Genomic DNA, 18,961 nt, shown 5'->3' with positions numbered 1-18,961 from the left:
AATACTAACGAGCTATTTTTAGACAACTAAGCCTCGTCAATCAATAGAGGAAGCTTTGTTATATACCTGTTTTATATAAAGATTAAACGAAAAATATCGGTTTTATTCCCTAAAACTAGTTAGGTATCGTTGCTAATGAACATACGTATTAGTTCAAATATATTACTAACTTATCACCAGAAAACAAAAAACCCAGCCTAAGCTGGGTTTTTAAATTCTAAAAAACTAAAATTACTTGATTTTAGCTTCTTTGAAAATCACGTGTTTACGAGCCTTAGGATCGAACTTTTTGATTTCCATCTTTTCAGGCATGTTACGTTTGTTTTTGTCAGTAGTGTAGAAAAAACCAGTACCGGCAGTTGAAACTAAACGGATTTTATCGCGCATGATTCAGTTCCTTAAACTTTTTCGCCGCGAGCACGGATTTCTGTAAGAACCGCGTCGATGCCTTTTTTATCGATAATACGCATACCTTTAGTAGTAGTGCGTAATGTTACAAAACGTTTTTCACTTTCAACCCAAAAACGGTGTGTTTGTAGGTTAGGTAGGAAACGACGTCTAGTCGCGTTTCTCGCGTGTGAACGGTGGTTACCAACCGCTGGACGCTTACCTGTAACTTGACATACTTTAGACATGTCTATATATCTCCAATAACTTCGCTCGAGCTTAATTTAATCTAAGGCCGTGTATTTCTGCCCTAGATAAATCGAAGGGCGCTCTTTATACAGCTTTTACAGGCAAAGATCAAATACTGATCTATCCAACCAGCTCATATGTAAATTTGATAGCGGCCAATTATAAAGATCGAATGCCCTTAGGGAAAGTAAAAACTGCATTTAAATTAAACTAATTTGCTAAAATGTATTAAACCGCTCATTTTTAGCACATTTCTATATTAAAGAGAGTTAAATAAGGCCACGCTCGGCAAACGAAACACACGTTTCACCTCCCACAATGATATGGTCAAGCACATTTATGTCTACTAATTGCAGTGCTTGCTGCAATTTATTGGTAATAAGCTTATCTGCTTGGCTTGGTTCAGCAATCCCACTTGGATGGTTATGAGCAAAGATAACAGCCGCTGCATTATTTTTAAGTGCCGCTTTAACAACCTCCCGCGGATACACACTTGCGGCATTTATTGTGCCGTAAAAAAGAATCTCATCTTTTACTAAGCGGTTTTGACTATCAAGATAAAGCACCATAAATACCTCTTGCTGTAGACCCCGCATTTGAATGGTTAGGTAATCGTATACTGAATTAGGGGAGTTAAACACGGCATCTCGTTGGCAGCGCTCCTGCATATAACGCTGACTTAATTCAAGTACCGCTTGTAATTGAACATACTTCGCCGTTCCCAATCCTTTTTGCGAACAAAATTCGTCCATGCTGGCATTAAACAAGTTATGTAATGTTTTATTTTCGTTCAGTAAGTGCTGAGCCAACTCTATTACGTTCATCCCCGGCAACCCGGTACGTAAAAATATGGCGAGGAGCTCTGCATCACTTAGCGCTTTAGCGCCTTTTTCGATAAGCTTTTCACGTGGGCGTTGAGCATTGGGCAGTGAAGTTAGTTGCATTTTTTCATCCTTGAATAACTCATGTGTCTTATAAATGTAATGCAAAATAAAAATTTAGCTTGTAATTTTAAATTAAAAACTTAGCTGAACGAGTAAAGATTTGTTATTTTAGGCGCCATATTTAATAAGATTGACAGACAACCATGATGACGTTAACAAACAAAAAAATTGTACTGGGTATTAGCGGTGGAATTGCAGCCTATAAATGCGCTGAGCTCGTAAGACGATTAAAAGAGCATGGTTGTGAAGTAAAAGTTGTCATGACTGAGTCAGCTAAGCATTTTATTACGCCACTCACAATGCAAGCCGTTAGCGGTGAGATAGTATCGGATTCATTGCTCGACCCTGCCGCTGAAGCCGCGATGGGACACATTGAGTTTGCCAAGTGGGCTGATCTTATTTTAGTCGCTCCTGCAACATGTAATATCATTGCAAAAATGGCGACCGGCATTGCAGACGACTTACTGACGACTTTACTACTTGCGACCCCAGCAAAAGTTGCAATAGCCCCAGCTATGAACCAGCAAATGTATGCACATGCTGCAACGCAAGCAAACCTAGCCACCTTGAAAGCGCGTAACGTACTTATTTGGGGCCCGGGTAAAGGAGAGCAAGCGTGTGGAGATGTCGGCTCAGGACGTATGCTTGAACCACATGAGCTTGTAGCGTTATGTGTTGAAAACCAACCTCCTCAAATTTTAGCTGGTAAAACAATTACTATCACTGCAGGCCCAACCCGTGAGCCGCTTGACCCTGTTAGGTTTATATCAAACCATAGTTCTGGAAAAATGGGTTACGCACTTGCAGAAGCCGCGTTGTTACTCGGTGCTAACGTTAATTTAATTTCTGGCCCTGTAACTATTAAAGCACCTATTGGTGCAAACCTAATAAATATAGAAAGCGCAGAGCAACTATTAAATGAAGCACTAGTATATGCACCGCAGTCGGATGCGTTTATTGGCTGCGCAGCTGTTGCCGATTACAGAGCTGGCGAAGTAGCAACTCAAAAAATGAAAAAGCAAGGCGACGAGCTAACACTAACGTTAGTTAAAAACCCAGATGTAATTGCAGCGGTTGCTAATATAGAAAAAAACCGCCCTTACACTGTAGGTTTTGCCGCTGAAACGCAAAACGTTGAGAGTTATGCTAAAGGTAAATTAGTTAATAAAAACCTAGATATGATATGCGCAAACGATGTATCGCAAAGTGGTTTAGGGTTTAATTCTGATCAAAACGCGTTGACTCTGTATTGGCAAAATAAACAGTTAGAATTGCCCGTTAGCAGTAAAAGTACAATTGCTTTAAAAGTGATCGAACAGCTGGCTAAACATCTATAAAAGGCTGGAAACAAACTGAATAAAACATTAACATATGCTTTTCATTTGAACAAAAAATGATTAACCCCAGCCAAGAATAACTAATAAAAAAGGAATGTTCATGCCTGCGACAAAAAGAAGTAATCGCAAAGAGCAAATACTGCAAGCACTCGCACAAATGTTAGAAACAAGCCCTGGTCAACGTATCACCACAGCTAAACTAGCTGCTGAGGTTGGTGTATCTGAAGCGGCTCTGTATCGTCATTTTCCTAGCAAAGCGCGCATGTTTGAAGGCTTAATCGAGTTTATTGAAGACACTCTTTTATCGCGCATTAACCTTATTTTAGAAAACGAAAAAGAAAGCCAAACCCGTGTTTATAATATTTTACTTTTACTTTTAACATTTGCCGAAAAAAACCCTGGTATTACTCGTATTTTAACCGGTGATGCGCTGCAAGGTGAACAAGAGCGCTTACGTGAACGCGTTCAAAGCTTTTTTGAGAAATTAGAGACCCAACTTAAACAAGTACTCAGAGAACGTAAGCTCCGTGAAGGTAAAAACTTCCAAAGCGATGAGCTTACACTGGCTAACTTTTTACTTGCCTATGTTGAAGGAAAAATGAATCAATTTGTGCGCAGTGACTTTAAAACTAAGCCAAGCGTGCAATTTGAAAAACAATGGCCTGAATTGCAAAAAATTTGGCTCTAACATAATCATACCCACTGAATTATTTTTTAAATAAAACGACCAAATGGTCGTTTTATCGTTTATACCTGTTACTTATCGCCACCACCTGCCTTCTATCCTATCTGGTCGAAATATTAGTCAAACTCGTTACAATAAAATAATGTTAAAAAACGAGATTCAATAATGAAAACAAAGCTCACCCTACTAAGTAGCGCACTTATTACTGGCTTAGTCAGCACCGCGCCTAATGCAAAAGAGGCATTAGAATTCACAGATGTATTTAACTTTAAATCAGCCAAAGGCACACAACTATCTGAAGATGGACGTATTTTATCTTTAAGTGCCACGCCATACCGCGGCAATGCTGCAGGTCAGGTTTACTCTTTAACCTCAAATAGTTTAATCAGCGAAGTGGACCGCGGCACCAAGCCGTTTATAAACAAAGCAGCCAACTGGACTGCATTTACACAAGTACCCACATTACTCGAAAAAGAAACCACCAAGAAAAAAAACACGCTTAAAAATAACTTAGTGCTAGTAAATACAGAAACAGGTGAGCAAAAACGTTTTGAGAATGTAAAAGACTACGCATTATCAAACGACGGGATATGGCTTGCGTATCGCTTAGATAAAAAAGCAGATAAAACTGATAATGTAGAAAAAAATACCAAGGATAAGAGTGAAGATGAAGACAGCAGCGCCATTTCACCTGACAAAAAAGACAAGGTTTACTCGCTCGTTATTGTTAATTTAAAAAACCAACAAAGTGAAACTATTGATGATGTTTTTAGTTACAGTATAAGTGCTACCAATGATCAGCTTTTACTAAGCCAAAGTTACCCTGATGGTAACGACAACCAAATAAAGCTAATCACACTAACAACTTTTAAAAGTGAAGTGCTAATTGATGAACCCGGTGTTGTTGCTAATAAAATAGCATGGCACCCAATCGAAGCAACCGTAGCATTTACTTTGGGTAATTATGTAAACGAAGATACTCGCCGTCGAAACCACTCACTACAATTATGGAAAAACGAAGCACTTTTAACTATTGAATCTACAAACAAAGAGTGGACTATAGGCAAAACCGCAAAACTAAGCTGGTCAGAAAACGGCGAACGCTTATACTTTGAAAACCGACCAAAACTTGCAGCGAAAGTAAAAGCCAAAGAATTCGTAGATGAACCCTCACTCTATGACATTGCCACTATTCGCGATCAAAAAGGCTTGGATGTTTGGCATAATAAAGACCCAGAGATAAAACCACGAGAAAAACAGCAATGGAACGCGGTTAATAAGCACCGTCACTACGAAGCCGTATACCATGTAAATTCACAAAAAGTGGTTCAACTAAGTACCCCTGCAATGCCTAGTGTTGCTCTTAATACAGAACGCGATACTTCCTTACTGGGCTCGTCAAATACTCCCTATTTAGAAAAAATAATGTATGGCGGCTTTTTTGCAGATTACTACGCTGTAAACATTAATACAGGCAAGCAAACTCCTATTGTGACTAACAGCCCTTTTAGACCTTCTCTTTCTCCTAATGGCTTATTTGCGGCTTACTTTGCTGACAACCAAATACAACTAAAAGAATTAGCTAACAATAAAGTTACTCCGGTTACAAAAGCCATAAAAGCAACTTTTGCCGACGACAAACACGATTACCCATCAGATCAACCAGGCTATGGTTTTGCAGGCTGGATGAGCGATAGCAGCCAAGTACTTGCTTATAGCAAATATGATATTTGGGCGTTTAATGTAAACACCAATCAAGCTAAACGCTTAACAAATGGAAAGCAGACTAATACACAGTATCGCGTCATTAAACTTGATAGAAACCAGGTAGGCTTTAAACAAGATGAAACACTACTAGTTACTGCTGTTAACCTTCAAACAAAGCAACGGGGGGTTGCAAAGCTTGATTTAGAAAATACGACCATTACTGAGACACTCAGTGGTGATAAACGTTTTGATATTGTTAAAAAAGCCAAGAAAGCAGATAAATACCTATTTACTGAACAGAGTTATCATCAGTTCCCAGATTTCTATCAAACCGACTTAAGCTTTTTAACCACACAAAAAGTAACTGATTTGAACCCTCAAACCGCAAATTTTGCTTGGGGTGAAAAACCTGAACTGATTAGCTACAAAGGCTTTGATGGTGAAGACTTGCAAGGTGTTTTAATAAAGCCTGACGGTTACAAAAAAGGCGATAAAGTGCCTGTTGTTGTTTATTTTTATCGTTACATGAGCCAGCGTATGTTTGATTTTCCTAAAATGGAGTTAAATCATCGCCCTAATTTCCCAATGTTTACATCAAATGGCTACGCCATCTTTTTACCTGATATTCGTTTTGAAATAGGTCACCCGGGCAAATCGTCAACGCAAACCATGATCAACGCCACCCAAAAGTTAATAGATCTTGGTATTGCCGATCCAAACAAAATTGGCTTGCAAGGTCACTCATGGGCCGGGTACCAAAGTGCATTTATGATCACCCAAACAGATATGTTTAAAGCGGTTGTATCAGGCGCGCCGGTATCTAACATGACCAGCGCATACAGTGGCATACGCTTAAAGTCAGGCCTTGCTCGCCAGTTTCAATACGAAACAGGACAAAGCCGCATAGGTAAAAACTTATTTGAGGCACCAGAGTTATATATTGAAAACTCACCCGTATTTTTTGCTGACAAGGTCAATACGCCAATTTTAATCATGTTTGGAGACAAAGATGATGCGGTGCCTTGGCACGAAGGCGTACAGTATTATTTAGCACTTCGTCGTGCAGGCAAAGATGCCACTTTTTTACAGTATGAAGGTGAACCGCATCACCTTAAAAAATTCCCAAATCAGGTCGATTTTTCAGTCCGTATGATGCAGTACTTCGATCATTACCTAAAAGGTCAGCCTGCAGCTAAATGGATGATTGAAGGTGAAGCATTTATAAGTGAGTGAACTGAGACATTCATAAATAAACATGATAAAAGCTGATCAGAGTACTCAGACAGATAGAGGCCGATATTACTCAGTAATATCGGCCTCTAAATAGTCAATTATTTTTCCAGCAACAAAAAAGCCGCGATAATCGCGGCTTTTTTTAAATTACTAATAATTACAAACCAGCACGGTCTTTAATTACAGGAATAAGCGCAGAACCTGCGTGATTGCCTTCAGCCCAGGCTATGTCGGCACCGTCTGACAATGAACTTTTAGATAAGTTTTTAACAATATACTCACCTGCATTTACTGCATTGCTGGCAACAGCATGACGCAATAAGTTATTACCGTTACATTGAATAGAATCATATATGTTACGAATTTTTACACGAGAGCTTTTTAACTTGCTACGTAAACGGTTTTTATCATCTGCTGCGATATACTCGCAAATAGATATTGCTAGTTGATCATCAGCTTTTACTGGAGCTGTGTACGAAAGTGAAACTGCAGCGATAGCAGCAATAACAACTAACTTTGATAATTTAAACATTGTCGACCCTTGTTTGGTACTTTATTCCTACGTTAACTGGTTAATATTGTACCAACCTAGTTAACCTTTCGCAATAATGTTAGCAGTATTTATATAAAGTTACGAATTTATAACTATGTTTATTTTTTTCGTCTGGCTGTTTAGATTGCTCTTCTTTCACTTCCCAATTTGCAATAGCTTGGTAATCGGGGAACTGTGTATCGCCTTCAACATCGAGATCAATAAAGGTTAAATATAAGCGCTCAGCTTGTGTTAAAAACTGCTGATAAACATTTCCACCACCAATAATCATCACTTCTTCAACATCACAAACCAAGCTCAGCGCGGCCTCTGGGCTTGTTACCGTTTCAATACCTTCGGCCTTATATTCAGTGTTGCGCGTAATAATAATATTGCGTCTACCAGGTAAAGGACGGCCAATAGACTCAAAAGTTTTACGACCCATGATCACAGGCTTGCCTGTAGTAACGGCTTTAAAATGTTGGAGATCTGCAGGTAAATGCCACGGCATTTTATTATCAAGACCAATAACACGGTTATTTGCCATAGCGGCAATCATTGAAATAATCACATTAAATACCTAATACTTTACTATTAAAAAACAAAAAAGGAGCCACTGCTCCTTTTTATATTTAATGAAAATTAACGTTCGTAGACTACTTCTACATCGTAATCATCTTCATCCCAGTCATCCCAATCATCATCGCCCTTAGTGGCTTTCTGATGGTAGGTATCCCATTTAAACTCTATCTCTTCATCTTCAACTTGCTCAAACTTCTCTTTAGGCATGCTATCAAGCAATGTCATAATATCGTGTATAAGCGGTTGAGTATGCAGCTTGTTAATAGCTGAGATTTGATAAATATTTTCAGACTCACCTAGCTCTTGTGCAATCGCATCGCATAGTGCTTGTGCTTCATCTTCAGGTAACAAATCTATTTTATTAAACACTAACCAACGAGGCTTTTCTGCAAGCTTAGGACTGTATTGATGCAGTTCGTTTATAATTGCAAACGCATTATCGACTGGATTTGATCCATCTATAGGCATTACGTCAATAATGTGCAATAACACACGACAACGCTCTAAATGCTTTAAGAAGCGGATACCTAAACCGGCACCATCAGACGCACCTTCAATCAACCCAGGTATATCAGCTATTACAAATGACTTGTTAGCTTCCGGACGCACTACACCTAAATTAGGAATAAGCGTTGTAAATGGGTAATCAGCTACTTTTGGTCTTGCTGCTGACACACTGCGAATAAAGGTCGATTTACCTGCATTTGGTAAACCCAATAAGCCCACATCCGCTAATAGTAGTAGCTCTAGTTTTAAGTTACGTACTTCACCGGGGGTACCTAATGTTTTTTGACGAGGCGCTCGGTTAGTACTTGATTTAAAACGTGCATTCCCCAAGCCGTGGAAACCACCTTTTGCAACCAAAATTCGTTGACCATGTTGGGTCAAATCACCAAGCCCTTCTTGCGTATCAACATCGGTTATACGCGTACCTACAGGAACCATTACAAACAAATCGTCTGCTTTTTTACCTGTACAGTTTCGGCTACGTCCGTTTGTGCCGCGCTCAGCTCTGTGAAAACGCTCAAACTGATAGTCAATAAGGGTATTTAAGTTTTCATCAGCTTGTAGATAAACACTACCACCGTCTCCACCGTCACCGCCGTCAGGCCCACCATCTGGGACATATTTTTCACGTCGGAAAGACACGATACCGCTTCCGCCGTCTCCGGCCTCTGCGCGAATTTCTACTTCATCTACAAACTTCATGATTACTCACTTTAGGGATTGGCTTGCTAATTTATACATTATATACCGAAGCCAAGCCGATTGCAGGCTTGGCTTTGGTATATATTTTTGTCTCAAAACAAAAAACCCCGCAAAGGCGGGGTTTTTTAACTACCTTACTGATTACTCAGTTACGATAGTTACGTATTTACGGTTTAAAGGACCTTTTTGTTCAAATTGAACTTTACCATCTGCTTTTGCAAAGATAGTGTGGTCTTTACCGATACCTACGTTTGTACCAGGGTGGAAACGTGTTCCACGCTGACGAACAATGATGCTACCCGCTAGAACTGATTCGCCACCAAAACGCTTAACACCTAGGCGTTTGCTTTCTGAATCGCGACCGTTACGAGTACTACCAGCTGCTTTTTTATGTGCCATTTCTAAGTACCTCTAATTAAGCGCTAATGCCAGTGATTTTAACTTCAGTGAACCATTGACGGTGGCCCATTTGCTTACGAGAATGCTTACGGCGTCTAAATTTAACAACCTTAATTTTCTCACCGCGACCATGTGAAACAACCTCAGCTGTTATCTTACCACCGTTTACGAACGGTACACCGATCTCGATCTTCTCACCATCAGCAACTAAAAGCACTGAATCAAATTCAACTGCCGCACCAGTTTCAACGTCTAATTTTTCAAGACGAATCGTTTGACCTTCAGTCACACGATGCTGTTTACCACCACTTTGGAAAACCGCGTACATAATTAACTCCGTCTGTGCACCCTCAAATCGGCGCAACTAAAATATTCTTCGATAGGGCGCGAAGTTTACGCTAACGCGAAATAACTAGCAAGCCTATTTTGTAATTAAAATGAATAAAAAGTAGCTGCTTTGAGAGCAATTCAATATTTTCTCTATTTTATATTAATTAAGCCTTTTGCCAAGCGCTTTTTAACTCTTTGCAAAAATAACCCTACTAATAAAATTGCAACCTGCGTCGACCATTATTCAAACTCAAAAACCACCTTTCATCGTCTAATAATTAAACACATTTGTGATTGAATTAAGCACTTATTAAGCACTTTAGGTAGGTTTTTTAAATCAATCGTCACAAAATATCGAGCTAGTGCGTTTTTTGTTGTACAATCTGCGCCGTTCACACATAAAAATTGGCTCGGAGATCAATGGATATAAAAGCTATCCAGGCGTTAATAGAAAGCGATATGAATGACGTCAATCAACTTATACATGCGCAAATGCGCTCAGATGTGGCGTTAGTAAACCAACTTGGTTTATACATAGTTAATAGCGGCGGCAAACGCGTTCGCCCTATGTTGGCTATTTTAGCTGCCAAAGCGCTAGGATATACTGGTAAAGACCACATTACACTTGCGACCATTGTTGAGTTTATTCACACCGCTACCTTATTACACGACGACGTTGTTGATGAGTCAAACTTACGCCGAGGCACCCCGACGGCTAACGCTGAATTTGGTAATGCTGCTAGCGTATTAGTTGGCGACTTTATATACACGCGCTCATTCCAGTTAATGGTTGGTTTAGGCAAAATGCAAATTATGCAAATACTCGCCGATGCAACCAATATAATTGCTGAAGGTGAAGTGCTGCAACTTATGAATTGCAACGATCCAGACACAACCGAAGCCAGCTACATGCAAGTTATTTACTCTAAAACGGCTAAGCTGTTTGAGGCTGCTACCGGGCTTGCTGCTATTATTACCAACAATGATGAAGCCACGCTCAATGCATTAAACTTATACGGTATGCACTTAGGTACGGCATTTCAACTTGTTGACGATGTGCTTGATTATAACGCCGATGCAGACCAACTAGGTAAAAATATAGGCGATGATCTAGCCGAAGGTAAGCCTACCCTACCACTTATATATGCAATGCAACACGGTAATACACATCAAACACAGTTAATTCGTGATGCCATTGAGCACAGTAATGGTATGGAACATTTAGAAGAGATTTTATCTACGTTAAAACAAACCAATGCACTTGAGTTTACAATGCAAAAAGCAGAGCTTGAAGCCGATAAAGCAATTGCTTGCTTAGATTTTTTACCAGAATCTGAATACAAGCACGCATTGGTAAGCTTAGCCCGTATAGCCGTTGACCGTGATCACTAGCCTTAACGAGCCTGTTATTTAACACTAATAGTAAATAATATTCGAGCAACAAAAAAGCCTGCAAATGCAGGCTTTTTAATGCTCATTCTGGCTATTACGCCATGAAATCAACACCTTCTTTGATGTCTTTTTTCAGTGTCTCAAGCATATCGTTCTTCGCTTTTTCTTCAAATGCGCTTAGCTCGCCGTAAGAAAGAATTTCTTCAACGCCGTTTTTACCTAAACGTACTGGGTGTGCAAAATACTCTGCATCACCATCTTCAACAGCAACGTATGCGTAATCTACAACATCTTCACCTTGTAGGCCTTTAACTAAAGACATACAAAAACGTGCTGCAGCAGCACCCATTGATAATGTAGCTGAACCACCACCTGCTTTAGCATTTACTACTTCAGTACCTGCATTTTGGATACGTGGAGTAAGTGCAGCAACTTCGTCTTCAGTGAAAGTTACGCCTTCAACTTGAGAAAGTAGAGGAAGAATAGTTGTGCCAGAGTGACCACCAATTACTGGTACTTTAACTGTAGCAACGTCTACGCCTTTAAGTTCAGCAACAAATGCTTCTGAACGAATCACGTCAAGCGTAGTAATACCAAATACACGGCTTGCATCGTATGTACCTGCTTTCTTGAACACTTCAGCAACAATCGGTACTGTGCCGTTTACTGGGTTAGTAATGATACCCACAAGTGCTTTAGGACAACTAGCTACAATGCCTTCAGCTAGTGTTTTAATGATACCGGCATTTACGTTAAATAAATCTGCACGATCCATACCTGGTTTACGTGGCATACCCGCTGGGATTAAAACAATATCAGCACCGTCAAGCGCTTTGTTTAAATCGTCTGCGCCAAAACCTGCTACTTTAACATCAGTTGGGATGTGTGATAGGTCAACAGCAACACCTGGTACAACTGGTGCAACATCGTAAAGTGATAATTCAGAACCAGCTGGTAAGCCTGTTTTTAATAGTAAAGACAATGCTTGACCGATACCGCCTGCAGCACCTAATACAGCAACTTTCATTGGAATTCTCCGTCATTTGAGGTAGGAAATACTTGTGGCCCTTAAGATAATGAAATTAGCGCCTAAAAACAAATTTATCGGGCCTATTTTGCGATATTTTCGACCATAGTTGTAAACTTTGGTGGTTTATCGCATCAAACTGTCAAGTTGACTAAACAACTGCTGCATAATTATTCATTTTTGTGTAGTATTTACAGCATAAATAACAATAATGAATAAAGACTATGCAACCTCAAGATAAACAAGAAGCATTGGTAAAAGCGTTTAAATCACTTTTAAAAGAAGAAAACTTTGGCTCTCAAGGCGAAATAGTTGATGCACTTAAAGAGCAAGGCTTTGACAATATAAGCCAAAGTAAAGTGTCACGCATGTTAAGTAAGTTTGGTGCTGTGCGTACCCGCAACGCTAAGCAAGAAATGGTTTACTGCCTACCCGCTGAAATGGGAGTGCCGACAGCTAAAAGCCCATTACGCCAGTTAGTCATTGATATTATGCATAATGAAATGATGATCATTATTCGCACCAGCCCAGGCGCTGCGCAGCTTATTGCCCGCTTACTTGACTCGTTAGGAAAGGCCGATGGTGTATTAGGTACTATTGCCGGAGACGATACTATATTTATTGCTCCAGCAAAAATTTCTGAAATAGATGTCACACTTGAACGTGTACGTATTTTGTTTGATACGGTTTAAATTTGCTTTAAAAACCCAACTGAGGGGGCAAAAAAAGCTGACCCCATATCGGCTTGAGTAAAATCAAGCCAATGATCGTAACACTCCCCCTCTCCTAAACGGCTATTTAATACAGCCTCAAATGCAGTACCAGTACTTGCGCAGCTTATGCATAACATACCTTGCTCATAAACATCGCCATAAGGCATGCTTTGATTCAACAAAAGGGGTTGCCCCTCTTCATCTTTTAATTCGCTACGCGTGGCATGACTGGTATTTAATGCTGGGGTTATAAGCGTATTATCAAGTCGTGTACGGCCCATAATTTGCTCTTGCTCACTGAGCGATAAGTGCTGCCAAACAGTTAAGTCGTGTTTATAGCGCTGAACATGAATATAACTTCCCTGATCTTCAAAACAACCAGGTTTATTAATTAAAGCAGTTGAACGCTTTTTTCTTCCGTGTGGCATATCACCACCATAAATAAAACCATTAAAATCTCGGCCATCTAAAAAACGAAAGTTACGTATTTGCTCCACCAGCTCTACATCAGGTGCAAAAAGCTTTAAAACTTGCAATGCAAATAAGTGGTTTACGTCTTCTCTGTCTGAACGCACCTGCACAAACAAGTCGCACGGCTGAACACTCATTTGGTGATCTGGATGATTTATATTAGGAAAGCTTTGCAACTCACTAGGAATATACTCAGGAAGAATATGAGGCCAATATTGGGCGCCAATGGCAACAACGCACGACAACATCGACTCTGAAAACTGATCATTAAACTCTTCTTCGATTGCGCTTACTTGTTTTAATTTAGCGCGCAATGATTCGTCTTGACCATCAAACACATTAAAAAATAAATGCAAACCATGCAGGTTTGCTTCAGCACAAATCCCAGATTGCGCTTGCGCCATTGTTATTCCTCAGTTTTACAGATATAAACACAGTGAATCACATTAACTATGATTCAAAAAAATTCACTGTGTGGGGTTTTATTTTTATTATAACCTGCTCATTGATTTCAAATGATTGGCCATATTGCGCTTCAACTTCAAGCGTTTGTTCGGCTATAACAACTTTATAAACATACGCAGAGCCAATAAAGCGACGACTTAATATTGTAGCCCGTTTACTGAGTTTGTCACTTTGACACTCTTGCACAAGTTCAATTTGGTGAGGTCGCACATATAACTCACCACTACATGGATGGCGGCTCGTTTGCGTATCTGACTCAACGGTGCCAAAAGGTGTTTTATATTCAGTAGCCGTTAATGCTTCTGCGGATAAGTATATGCCTTGACCTAGAAACTCTGCAACCACCTTTGACCTAGGAGCAGCAAAAAGCTGCTCTGGCGTGCCTTGTTGGGCAATATTACCGCGGTCCATAATGGCAAGCGTATCAGAAAAAGCAAAAGCTTCTTCTTTTGAATGGGTAACAAATACCGCTGATACTTGTTGCGCCTTAATAATACGGCGAATATCTGCAATTAATTCAAAACGAACTTGGGTATCTATATTTGAAAACGGCTCATCAAGAAGTAGTAAACTTGGTTTATAAGCCAATGCACGGGCAATCGCAACGCGTTGCTGCTGCCCACCAGAAAGCTGGTGAGGAAATCTATCTGCGCAACCAGACAAATGCACTAACTGAAGCATTTCATCCACACGCTGTTGTTTTTCAGATTGGCTCATTTTACCTAACCCAAACGCAATGTTATTTGCTACGCTTAAATGAGGAAACAACGCGTAATCTTGAAACATCATACCTATATTTCGGTGCTCTGGTGCAATAAATGTTGACTCATCACTTACCAGCTTGCCATCTATAAATACACTTCCGTGCTTGGCCTCAACTAAGCCTGCAATGGCTTTCAATGTGGTGGTTTTACCGCAGCCACTAGCACCAAGCAAACATACAATCTCATCTTTACCCACGGTTAAGTCTAAGTTTTCGATCACCTTTGTACCGTTATAGTGATAGCTGACACCTTGCAAAATTAAACTACTCATTTAAGTGTGTTGCTCCATAGAACGGTTAATAAAATACAAGGGGATAAATCCAACAATAACAATAGATAAAGCAGATATAGAAGCCAGCTCTAACTGCTCATCACTCACGTACTGAAAAACATGCGTTGCCAGGCTTTCAAAGTTAAATGGTCTGAGTAGTAACGCAGCAGGAAGCTCTTTCATGCATTCAATAAAAACGAGTAAAGCAGCTGTCAGTAAGCCTCTTCTTAATAAAGGTAGGTGCACTAAACGCAATGTTTGGCCTTGGCTTTTACCCATAGACTGGCTTGCCATATCAAGTGATGGACTAATACGCACAAAGCTCGACTCTATCGCTCCGTGAGCAATGGCATAAAACCGAACGACATAAGCAATCACAATAGTAAACACACTGCCTGTTAGTAACAAACCTATGTCTAAATTATAAGGCTCTAATACATTATTAATACTACTTTCTAACAGTGTTAGAGGTAATAAAACGGCAATTGCTAATACGGTGCCAGGCAGTGCATAGCCCGTACTCGCTAGTCGCCCAGGAACGAGAGGGTAAGACTGTGTTGCTATACGCTGATAAAAAACAACAAAAACACTTAATGCAATTGTTACTACGCTCACAACGCCTGCCACTTTTAGGCTTTGCCACGCATAATTAAAAAACTCAGCACTCCATGCTTTTTCAAAGTAGGTAATGGCGTAATTAAGTAATACTGCAATCGGGATCACAAAAGATACAAGTAAAACCGTGCCACAAAATGCCGTTGCTAACCAAGCCGACTTTCCCTTTAAAATATAAAGTGCTTCACTATTTACGCCCGATTGGCGTTCAAATACAGCTTGATTACGACGACTAAAGCGCTCTGCCATAAGCGTTAAAAATAGTAGTAACAGCATGACACCTGATATTTTTGCAGCGGCAGTCAAGGAGTAATAGCCAAACCATGTATCGTATACCGCGGTTGTAAGCGTGCTAACAGCAAAATAACTTACTGTTGCAAAATCGGCCATTGTTTCCATACTAATAAGCGCAAGGGCCGCAACAATAGAACCACGAGATAATACAAGACTCACTTTAAAAAAACTTTTAGTTGGGGAAAGTCCCATTAATTGACTTGCCTGTACCAATTTAAAAGACTGCTCTCTCAAAGCCGTTTTAAAAATTAAAAATAAGTATGGGTAAAGCACCAAGGCAATCATGACTATTGCGCCCGGCAGGGTACGTATATCAAAAAACCAATAGTCACTGGGAGATTGCCAGCCAAACCACTCCCTTAGAGTAATTTGCACAGGTCCTGCATAATCAAGTAAATCAGTGTACACGTAGGCAATAATGTAAGTAGGCATAGCAAGGGGGAGCATGAGCGCCCATTCAAAATGTTTTTTACCGGGAAAGTTACAATAAGCAGTTAGCCAACCAAGTGGCAACGCTATAACACTACTGAGTGCACATACACCTAATATAAGTAGTACAGTGTTAGAAATGTAATCCCAAAGCACAGTGTCCCAAAGGTGAGTAAAAACCTCTGAGTTGCCTTGTAGCGATTCAAAAAGAAGGAAGAACAACGGGGCCGACAAAACTAAACCTGTCGACCACGCGAATAGCTGCCATTTAGACAGCTTAAATTTATAAGTCATTAAAGATCGAACTTCACCTCATCAATTAACTTAAGCGCTAACGGACGATATTTACTGATCTCATCAAGTGGCAAGCTATCTTCTTTAAAGCTGCCCCATGATGCAACCAAACTGGATAATTGCACACCAGGCTTAACTGGGTATTCCATATTAAGCGATGCATACATGTTTTGCGCTTTATTGTCGGTCATATACTCTATGAGTTTCAAGGCATTTTCAGGGTTTTTAGCATATTTAGTGATAACAGCCCCCGAAACATTAATATGTGAACCACGATCAGTTTGATTAGGGAAATTAATGTGTACCGCCTCAGCCCATGCTTTTTGTTCTTCGTCTTGCAACATTTTACCCAAGTAGTAACTATTGCCTAACGCAAGATTACATAGCCCCTCTTTAACGGCTTTAACTTGAGCACGGTCATTACCTTGTGGTTTACGTGCTAAATTAGCCTTCATGCCTTCAAGCCATGTTTTAGTTTGCGCTTCACCGTGATGCGCAATCATTGAAGCAACTAACCCTAGGTTATACGGATGTTTACCTGAACGAGTACAAATTTGCCCTTTATACTTTGGATCGGCTAGTTCTTCGTAAGTGAGCTTTGGTAATGCGCCCAAACGATCTTTCGACGAATATACATTTCGCACGCGTTTTGTTAGCGCAACCCATTGACCATCTCCATCTCGAAAAGCAGAAGGTACGTTAGCATTTACATTATTGCTATTAATTGTTTGAGTTAAGTTTAAATCTTCTAATTGAATGAGTGCACTAAAATTAGAAGTAAGAACTAAATCAGCTTTACTATGTTTACCTTCGCGTTTTACACGCTCGATTAAGCCTTTTTTAGCAAACACAACATTTGTTTTAATACCGGTTTGTTTTGTAAAATCGTCTAAAATAGGTTGTATTAAAAAAGGTTGGCGAAAAGAGTAAATATTAACAACATCATTTGCAAAGGCTGGCGCCGATACGATAAATCCTAAAGCGATAGCGAGTGTTTTCTTCATTATTCCACCTAAATAGTAATTATTATCAATAATTCTACCGTGAACAGTTAAAAAGTGCACACCCTAAATACCCATAAATACTAAAAAAGCGTCCAAAACAGAAATACCCTGTAAGAGATATCTCACGGAAGTGGCAGCTTATAAGTAAAACACCGATTAAAAACCTACCAAAAAAAACATAAACCATTGATATTAAATAACTATATAGTATTTAACAATAATAATACATAAACTATTTAGCGTTTTTGTCCTACTTTAGTTGGACCATCCACCTATAATTAATACATCAACTAAGCAATGACGCTTAACGAGTAAAAGGACAGGGATTGATTACTCGCAAACCAGTGACTGGTTATTAAGGATAACACGGAGTTAGGACAGGCTCAGGATGAGTATCGCAACGGAGTGTTAATAAACGGACAGCATCAGGAAGATGCACACAGGAGTGCAACATTGGAGTGTTGCTTAACAGGAAGTTGAAGGAATATAAAGGACAGGCCTTAACAGGCAACACAATGGACTGATAACAACACGGAAGCACTAGGACGTGCAAATGAAGGATTTGGTAATAGGTTTTACCGCAACAGGACGTTTAGGAATAAAGGAGATAAGCCCGGATTGGCTTATATTGCATAGAACTAAAAAGTAATATAGCAATAAACATGGAACAGTAAAAATTGGAGTTGATTAAGTTCAATTGCAGGATGCAGAAAATTAGAAGATTCCGCAAGCGCGCCTAGAGATAGAGCGCGCTTTTCTTTGCCCTAAATTTAATACTACCACTCAATACAATTGGTATTAGAGAGACTCTGGTCTACCTTTATTTCGTTTTCCCATAAGATACGCATCTCTAAACTTTATAAAGTGATCCTCAAGCTTTTTAGCTGCATCCATTTCACCCGCGAGTGCTAGCACTAAAATACCTACTTCAGCTGTGCCTAATTGATGCGCATGAGGCGCAACTCGTAAGCGATAATCTGATAACTTATCAGCTGTAATAGACAATACGGGCAAGTTATCTAAATATGGGCTTTTACGAATCATTTTTTTCGCTTCACGCCATGTACCATCTAAAAATATGAATAGCGGCTTTTTATTAGGCTCAATATTCACTTGCGTAATAGCTCGGCCCTCTTCTACATCCTCAGCAGGAAAAATAACCATTGGCTGATATTGCTCATCATTAATAAGCGCTATTAGCGCATCATCTGGATTAGTTCTATCCCATTTAAAAGCATGGTTATCGGGTATAATTTCGGCAATTAAACGCCCCGTATTTGAAGGTTTAAAACTTTCGTTATGGTACATCAATAAACACACTGCAGCATCGCACTGCGCTTTCTCTACGCCTTCACAAATACAGTAGTGCTTTGCAATTAAGCATTGCTCACAACGTGCTAACTTAGCGCCACGGGCATTAAATTCGCGACGAGATTCACTAATTTGCTGAGCGCGTAATACCAGTACTGAATTATGGGAAGAGTGAGTCACTGTGATTAATTACCTTAAATTTGATCGGCGCATATTGTAGCTAAAAACGTGATGAATAGATATCAGCTATCAGCTATCAGCTATCAGCTATCAGCTATCAGCTATCAGCTATCAGCTATCAGCTATCAGCTATCAGC

At 39.8% G+C, this 18,961-nt stretch carries 19 protein-coding genes; 5 read left to right on the top strand and 14 right to left on the bottom strand.

What is annotated here, in order from left to right; all coding sequences use genetic code 11:
* Positions 1–231: 231 nt before the first annotated feature.
* From rpmG to radC, 3 genes are all read right to left on the bottom strand, one after another.
* Positions 232–387, bottom strand: coding sequence for a 50S ribosomal protein L33 (gene rpmG, locus R0J88_RS09215; RefSeq protein ID WP_004587947.1), 156 nt, complete (start codon positions 385–387; stop codon positions 232–234).
* A gap of 11 nt (positions 388–398) precedes the next feature.
* Positions 399–635, bottom strand: a complete 237-nt coding sequence (gene rpmB, locus R0J88_RS09210) for a 50S ribosomal protein L28 (RefSeq protein ID WP_006793236.1) — start codon at positions 633–635, stop codon at positions 399–401.
* A 270-nt stretch (positions 636–905) separates the two neighbouring features.
* Positions 906–1,580 carry a RadC family protein gene (gene radC / locus R0J88_RS09205; protein WP_008131137.1) on the bottom strand — a complete coding sequence of 225 codons (675 nt, stop codon included), beginning with the start codon at positions 1,578–1,580 and terminating at the stop codon, positions 906–908.
* Positions 1,581–1,723: 143 nt separating this feature from the next.
* Between radC and coaBC the strand changes: the two genes are divergently transcribed.
* The 3 genes from coaBC to R0J88_RS09190 all read left to right on the top strand — a co-directional run bounded on the left by coaBC (position 1,724) and on the right by R0J88_RS09190 (position 6,542).
* Positions 1,724–2,917: a bifunctional phosphopantothenoylcysteine decarboxylase/phosphopantothenate--cysteine ligase CoaBC gene (gene coaBC / locus R0J88_RS09200; RefSeq protein WP_410899731.1), complete on the top strand. Its 1,194-nt coding sequence runs from the start codon at positions 1,724–1,726 to the stop codon at positions 2,915–2,917.
* A 100-nt stretch (positions 2,918–3,017) separates the two neighbouring features.
* Entirely contained in the window at positions 3,018–3,605 is a 588-nt protein-coding gene (gene slmA / locus R0J88_RS09195) for a nucleoid occlusion factor SlmA (protein WP_006794533.1), read from the top strand.
* Positions 3,606–3,767: 162 nt separating this feature from the next.
* Complete coding sequence (locus tag R0J88_RS09190) at positions 3,768–6,542, top strand: prolyl oligopeptidase family serine peptidase (protein WP_410899730.1); 2,775 nt, start codon at positions 3,768–3,770, stop codon at positions 6,540–6,542.
* A gap of 157 nt (positions 6,543–6,699) precedes the next feature.
* Here the strand turns inward: R0J88_RS09190 and R0J88_RS09185 are convergent, their stop codons facing one another.
* The 5 genes from R0J88_RS09185 to rplU all read right to left on the bottom strand — a co-directional run bounded on the left by R0J88_RS09185 (position 6,700) and on the right by rplU (position 9,592).
* Complete coding sequence (locus tag R0J88_RS09185; RefSeq protein WP_010556612.1) at positions 6,700–7,074, bottom strand: DUF3718 domain-containing protein; 375 nt, start codon at positions 7,072–7,074, stop codon at positions 6,700–6,702.
* Between the two features lie 79 nt (positions 7,075–7,153).
* Positions 7,154–7,645, bottom strand: a complete 492-nt coding sequence (folA, locus tag R0J88_RS09180; RefSeq protein WP_243531704.1) for a type 3 dihydrofolate reductase — start codon at positions 7,643–7,645, stop codon at positions 7,154–7,156.
* 71 nt (positions 7,646–7,716) lie between these two features.
* Positions 7,717–8,865, bottom strand: a complete 1,149-nt coding sequence (gene cgtA, locus R0J88_RS09175) for an Obg family GTPase CgtA (RefSeq protein ID WP_410899729.1) — start codon at positions 8,863–8,865, stop codon at positions 7,717–7,719.
* Between the two features lie 141 nt (positions 8,866–9,006).
* Positions 9,007–9,264, bottom strand: coding sequence for a 50S ribosomal protein L27 (gene rpmA, locus R0J88_RS09170; protein ID WP_002957747.1), 258 nt, complete (start codon positions 9,262–9,264; stop codon positions 9,007–9,009).
* Positions 9,265–9,280: 16 nt separating this feature from the next.
* Positions 9,281–9,592: a 50S ribosomal protein L21 gene (gene rplU, locus R0J88_RS09165; protein ID WP_006794538.1), complete on the bottom strand. Its 312-nt coding sequence runs from the start codon at positions 9,590–9,592 to the stop codon at positions 9,281–9,283.
* Positions 9,593–10,014: 422 nt separating this feature from the next.
* Here rplU and ispB point away from each other — a divergent pair, with 422 nt between their 5' ends.
* The gene (ispB, locus tag R0J88_RS09160) at positions 10,015–10,986 is read left to right on the top strand and encodes an octaprenyl diphosphate synthase (RefSeq protein ID WP_410899728.1); all 972 of its coding nucleotides are present in this window, start codon (positions 10,015–10,017) and stop codon (positions 10,984–10,986) included.
* Positions 10,987–11,080: 94 nt separating this feature from the next.
* On the opposite strand, the gene mdh is transcribed toward ispB, so the two are convergent.
* Positions 11,081–12,013, bottom strand: a complete 933-nt coding sequence (gene mdh, locus R0J88_RS09155; RefSeq protein ID WP_006794540.1) for a malate dehydrogenase — start codon at positions 12,011–12,013, stop codon at positions 11,081–11,083.
* A 224-nt stretch (positions 12,014–12,237) separates the two neighbouring features.
* Between mdh and argR the strand changes: the two genes are divergently transcribed.
* Positions 12,238–12,705: a transcriptional regulator ArgR gene (gene argR / locus R0J88_RS09150; protein WP_006794541.1), complete on the top strand. Its 468-nt coding sequence runs from the start codon at positions 12,238–12,240 to the stop codon at positions 12,703–12,705.
* On the opposite strand, the gene R0J88_RS09145 is transcribed toward argR, so the two are convergent.
* The 5 genes from R0J88_RS09145 to R0J88_RS09125 form a co-directional block, all read right to left on the bottom strand.
* Positions 12,702–13,601 carry a Dyp-type peroxidase gene (locus R0J88_RS09145; protein WP_008131120.1) on the bottom strand — a complete coding sequence of 300 codons (900 nt, stop codon included), beginning with the start codon at positions 13,599–13,601 and terminating at the stop codon, positions 12,702–12,704. The genes argR and R0J88_RS09145 overlap by 4 nt on opposite strands.
* A gap of 46 nt (positions 13,602–13,647) precedes the next feature.
* The gene (locus R0J88_RS09140) at positions 13,648–14,697 is read right to left on the bottom strand and encodes an ABC transporter ATP-binding protein (RefSeq protein WP_006794543.1); all 1,050 of its coding nucleotides are present in this window, start codon (positions 14,695–14,697) and stop codon (positions 13,648–13,650) included.
* Positions 14,698–16,329: an ABC transporter permease gene (locus R0J88_RS09135; RefSeq protein ID WP_410899727.1), complete on the bottom strand. Its 1,632-nt coding sequence runs from the start codon at positions 16,327–16,329 to the stop codon at positions 14,698–14,700.
* Positions 16,329–17,333 carry a Fe(3+) ABC transporter substrate-binding protein gene (locus R0J88_RS09130; RefSeq protein ID WP_410899726.1) on the bottom strand — a complete coding sequence of 335 codons (1,005 nt, stop codon included), beginning with the start codon at positions 17,331–17,333 and terminating at the stop codon, positions 16,329–16,331. The genes R0J88_RS09135 and R0J88_RS09130 overlap by 1 nt, the downstream gene beginning before the upstream one ends.
* Before the next feature lie 798 nt (positions 17,334–18,131).
* Positions 18,132–18,824 carry a tRNA-uridine aminocarboxypropyltransferase gene (locus R0J88_RS09125; RefSeq protein ID WP_008131110.1) on the bottom strand — a complete coding sequence of 231 codons (693 nt, stop codon included), beginning with the start codon at positions 18,822–18,824 and terminating at the stop codon, positions 18,132–18,134.
* Positions 18,825–18,961: the final 137 nt, after the last annotated feature.

It is taken from the genome of Pseudoalteromonas sp. SIMBA_162 (assembly GCF_046535955.1).
Lineage (GTDB): Bacteria > Pseudomonadota > Gammaproteobacteria > Enterobacterales > Alteromonadaceae > Pseudoalteromonas > Pseudoalteromonas marina.
Note: the sequence above shows the minus strand (reverse complement) of the source record. Positions and strands in the feature narration are given on the sequence as shown.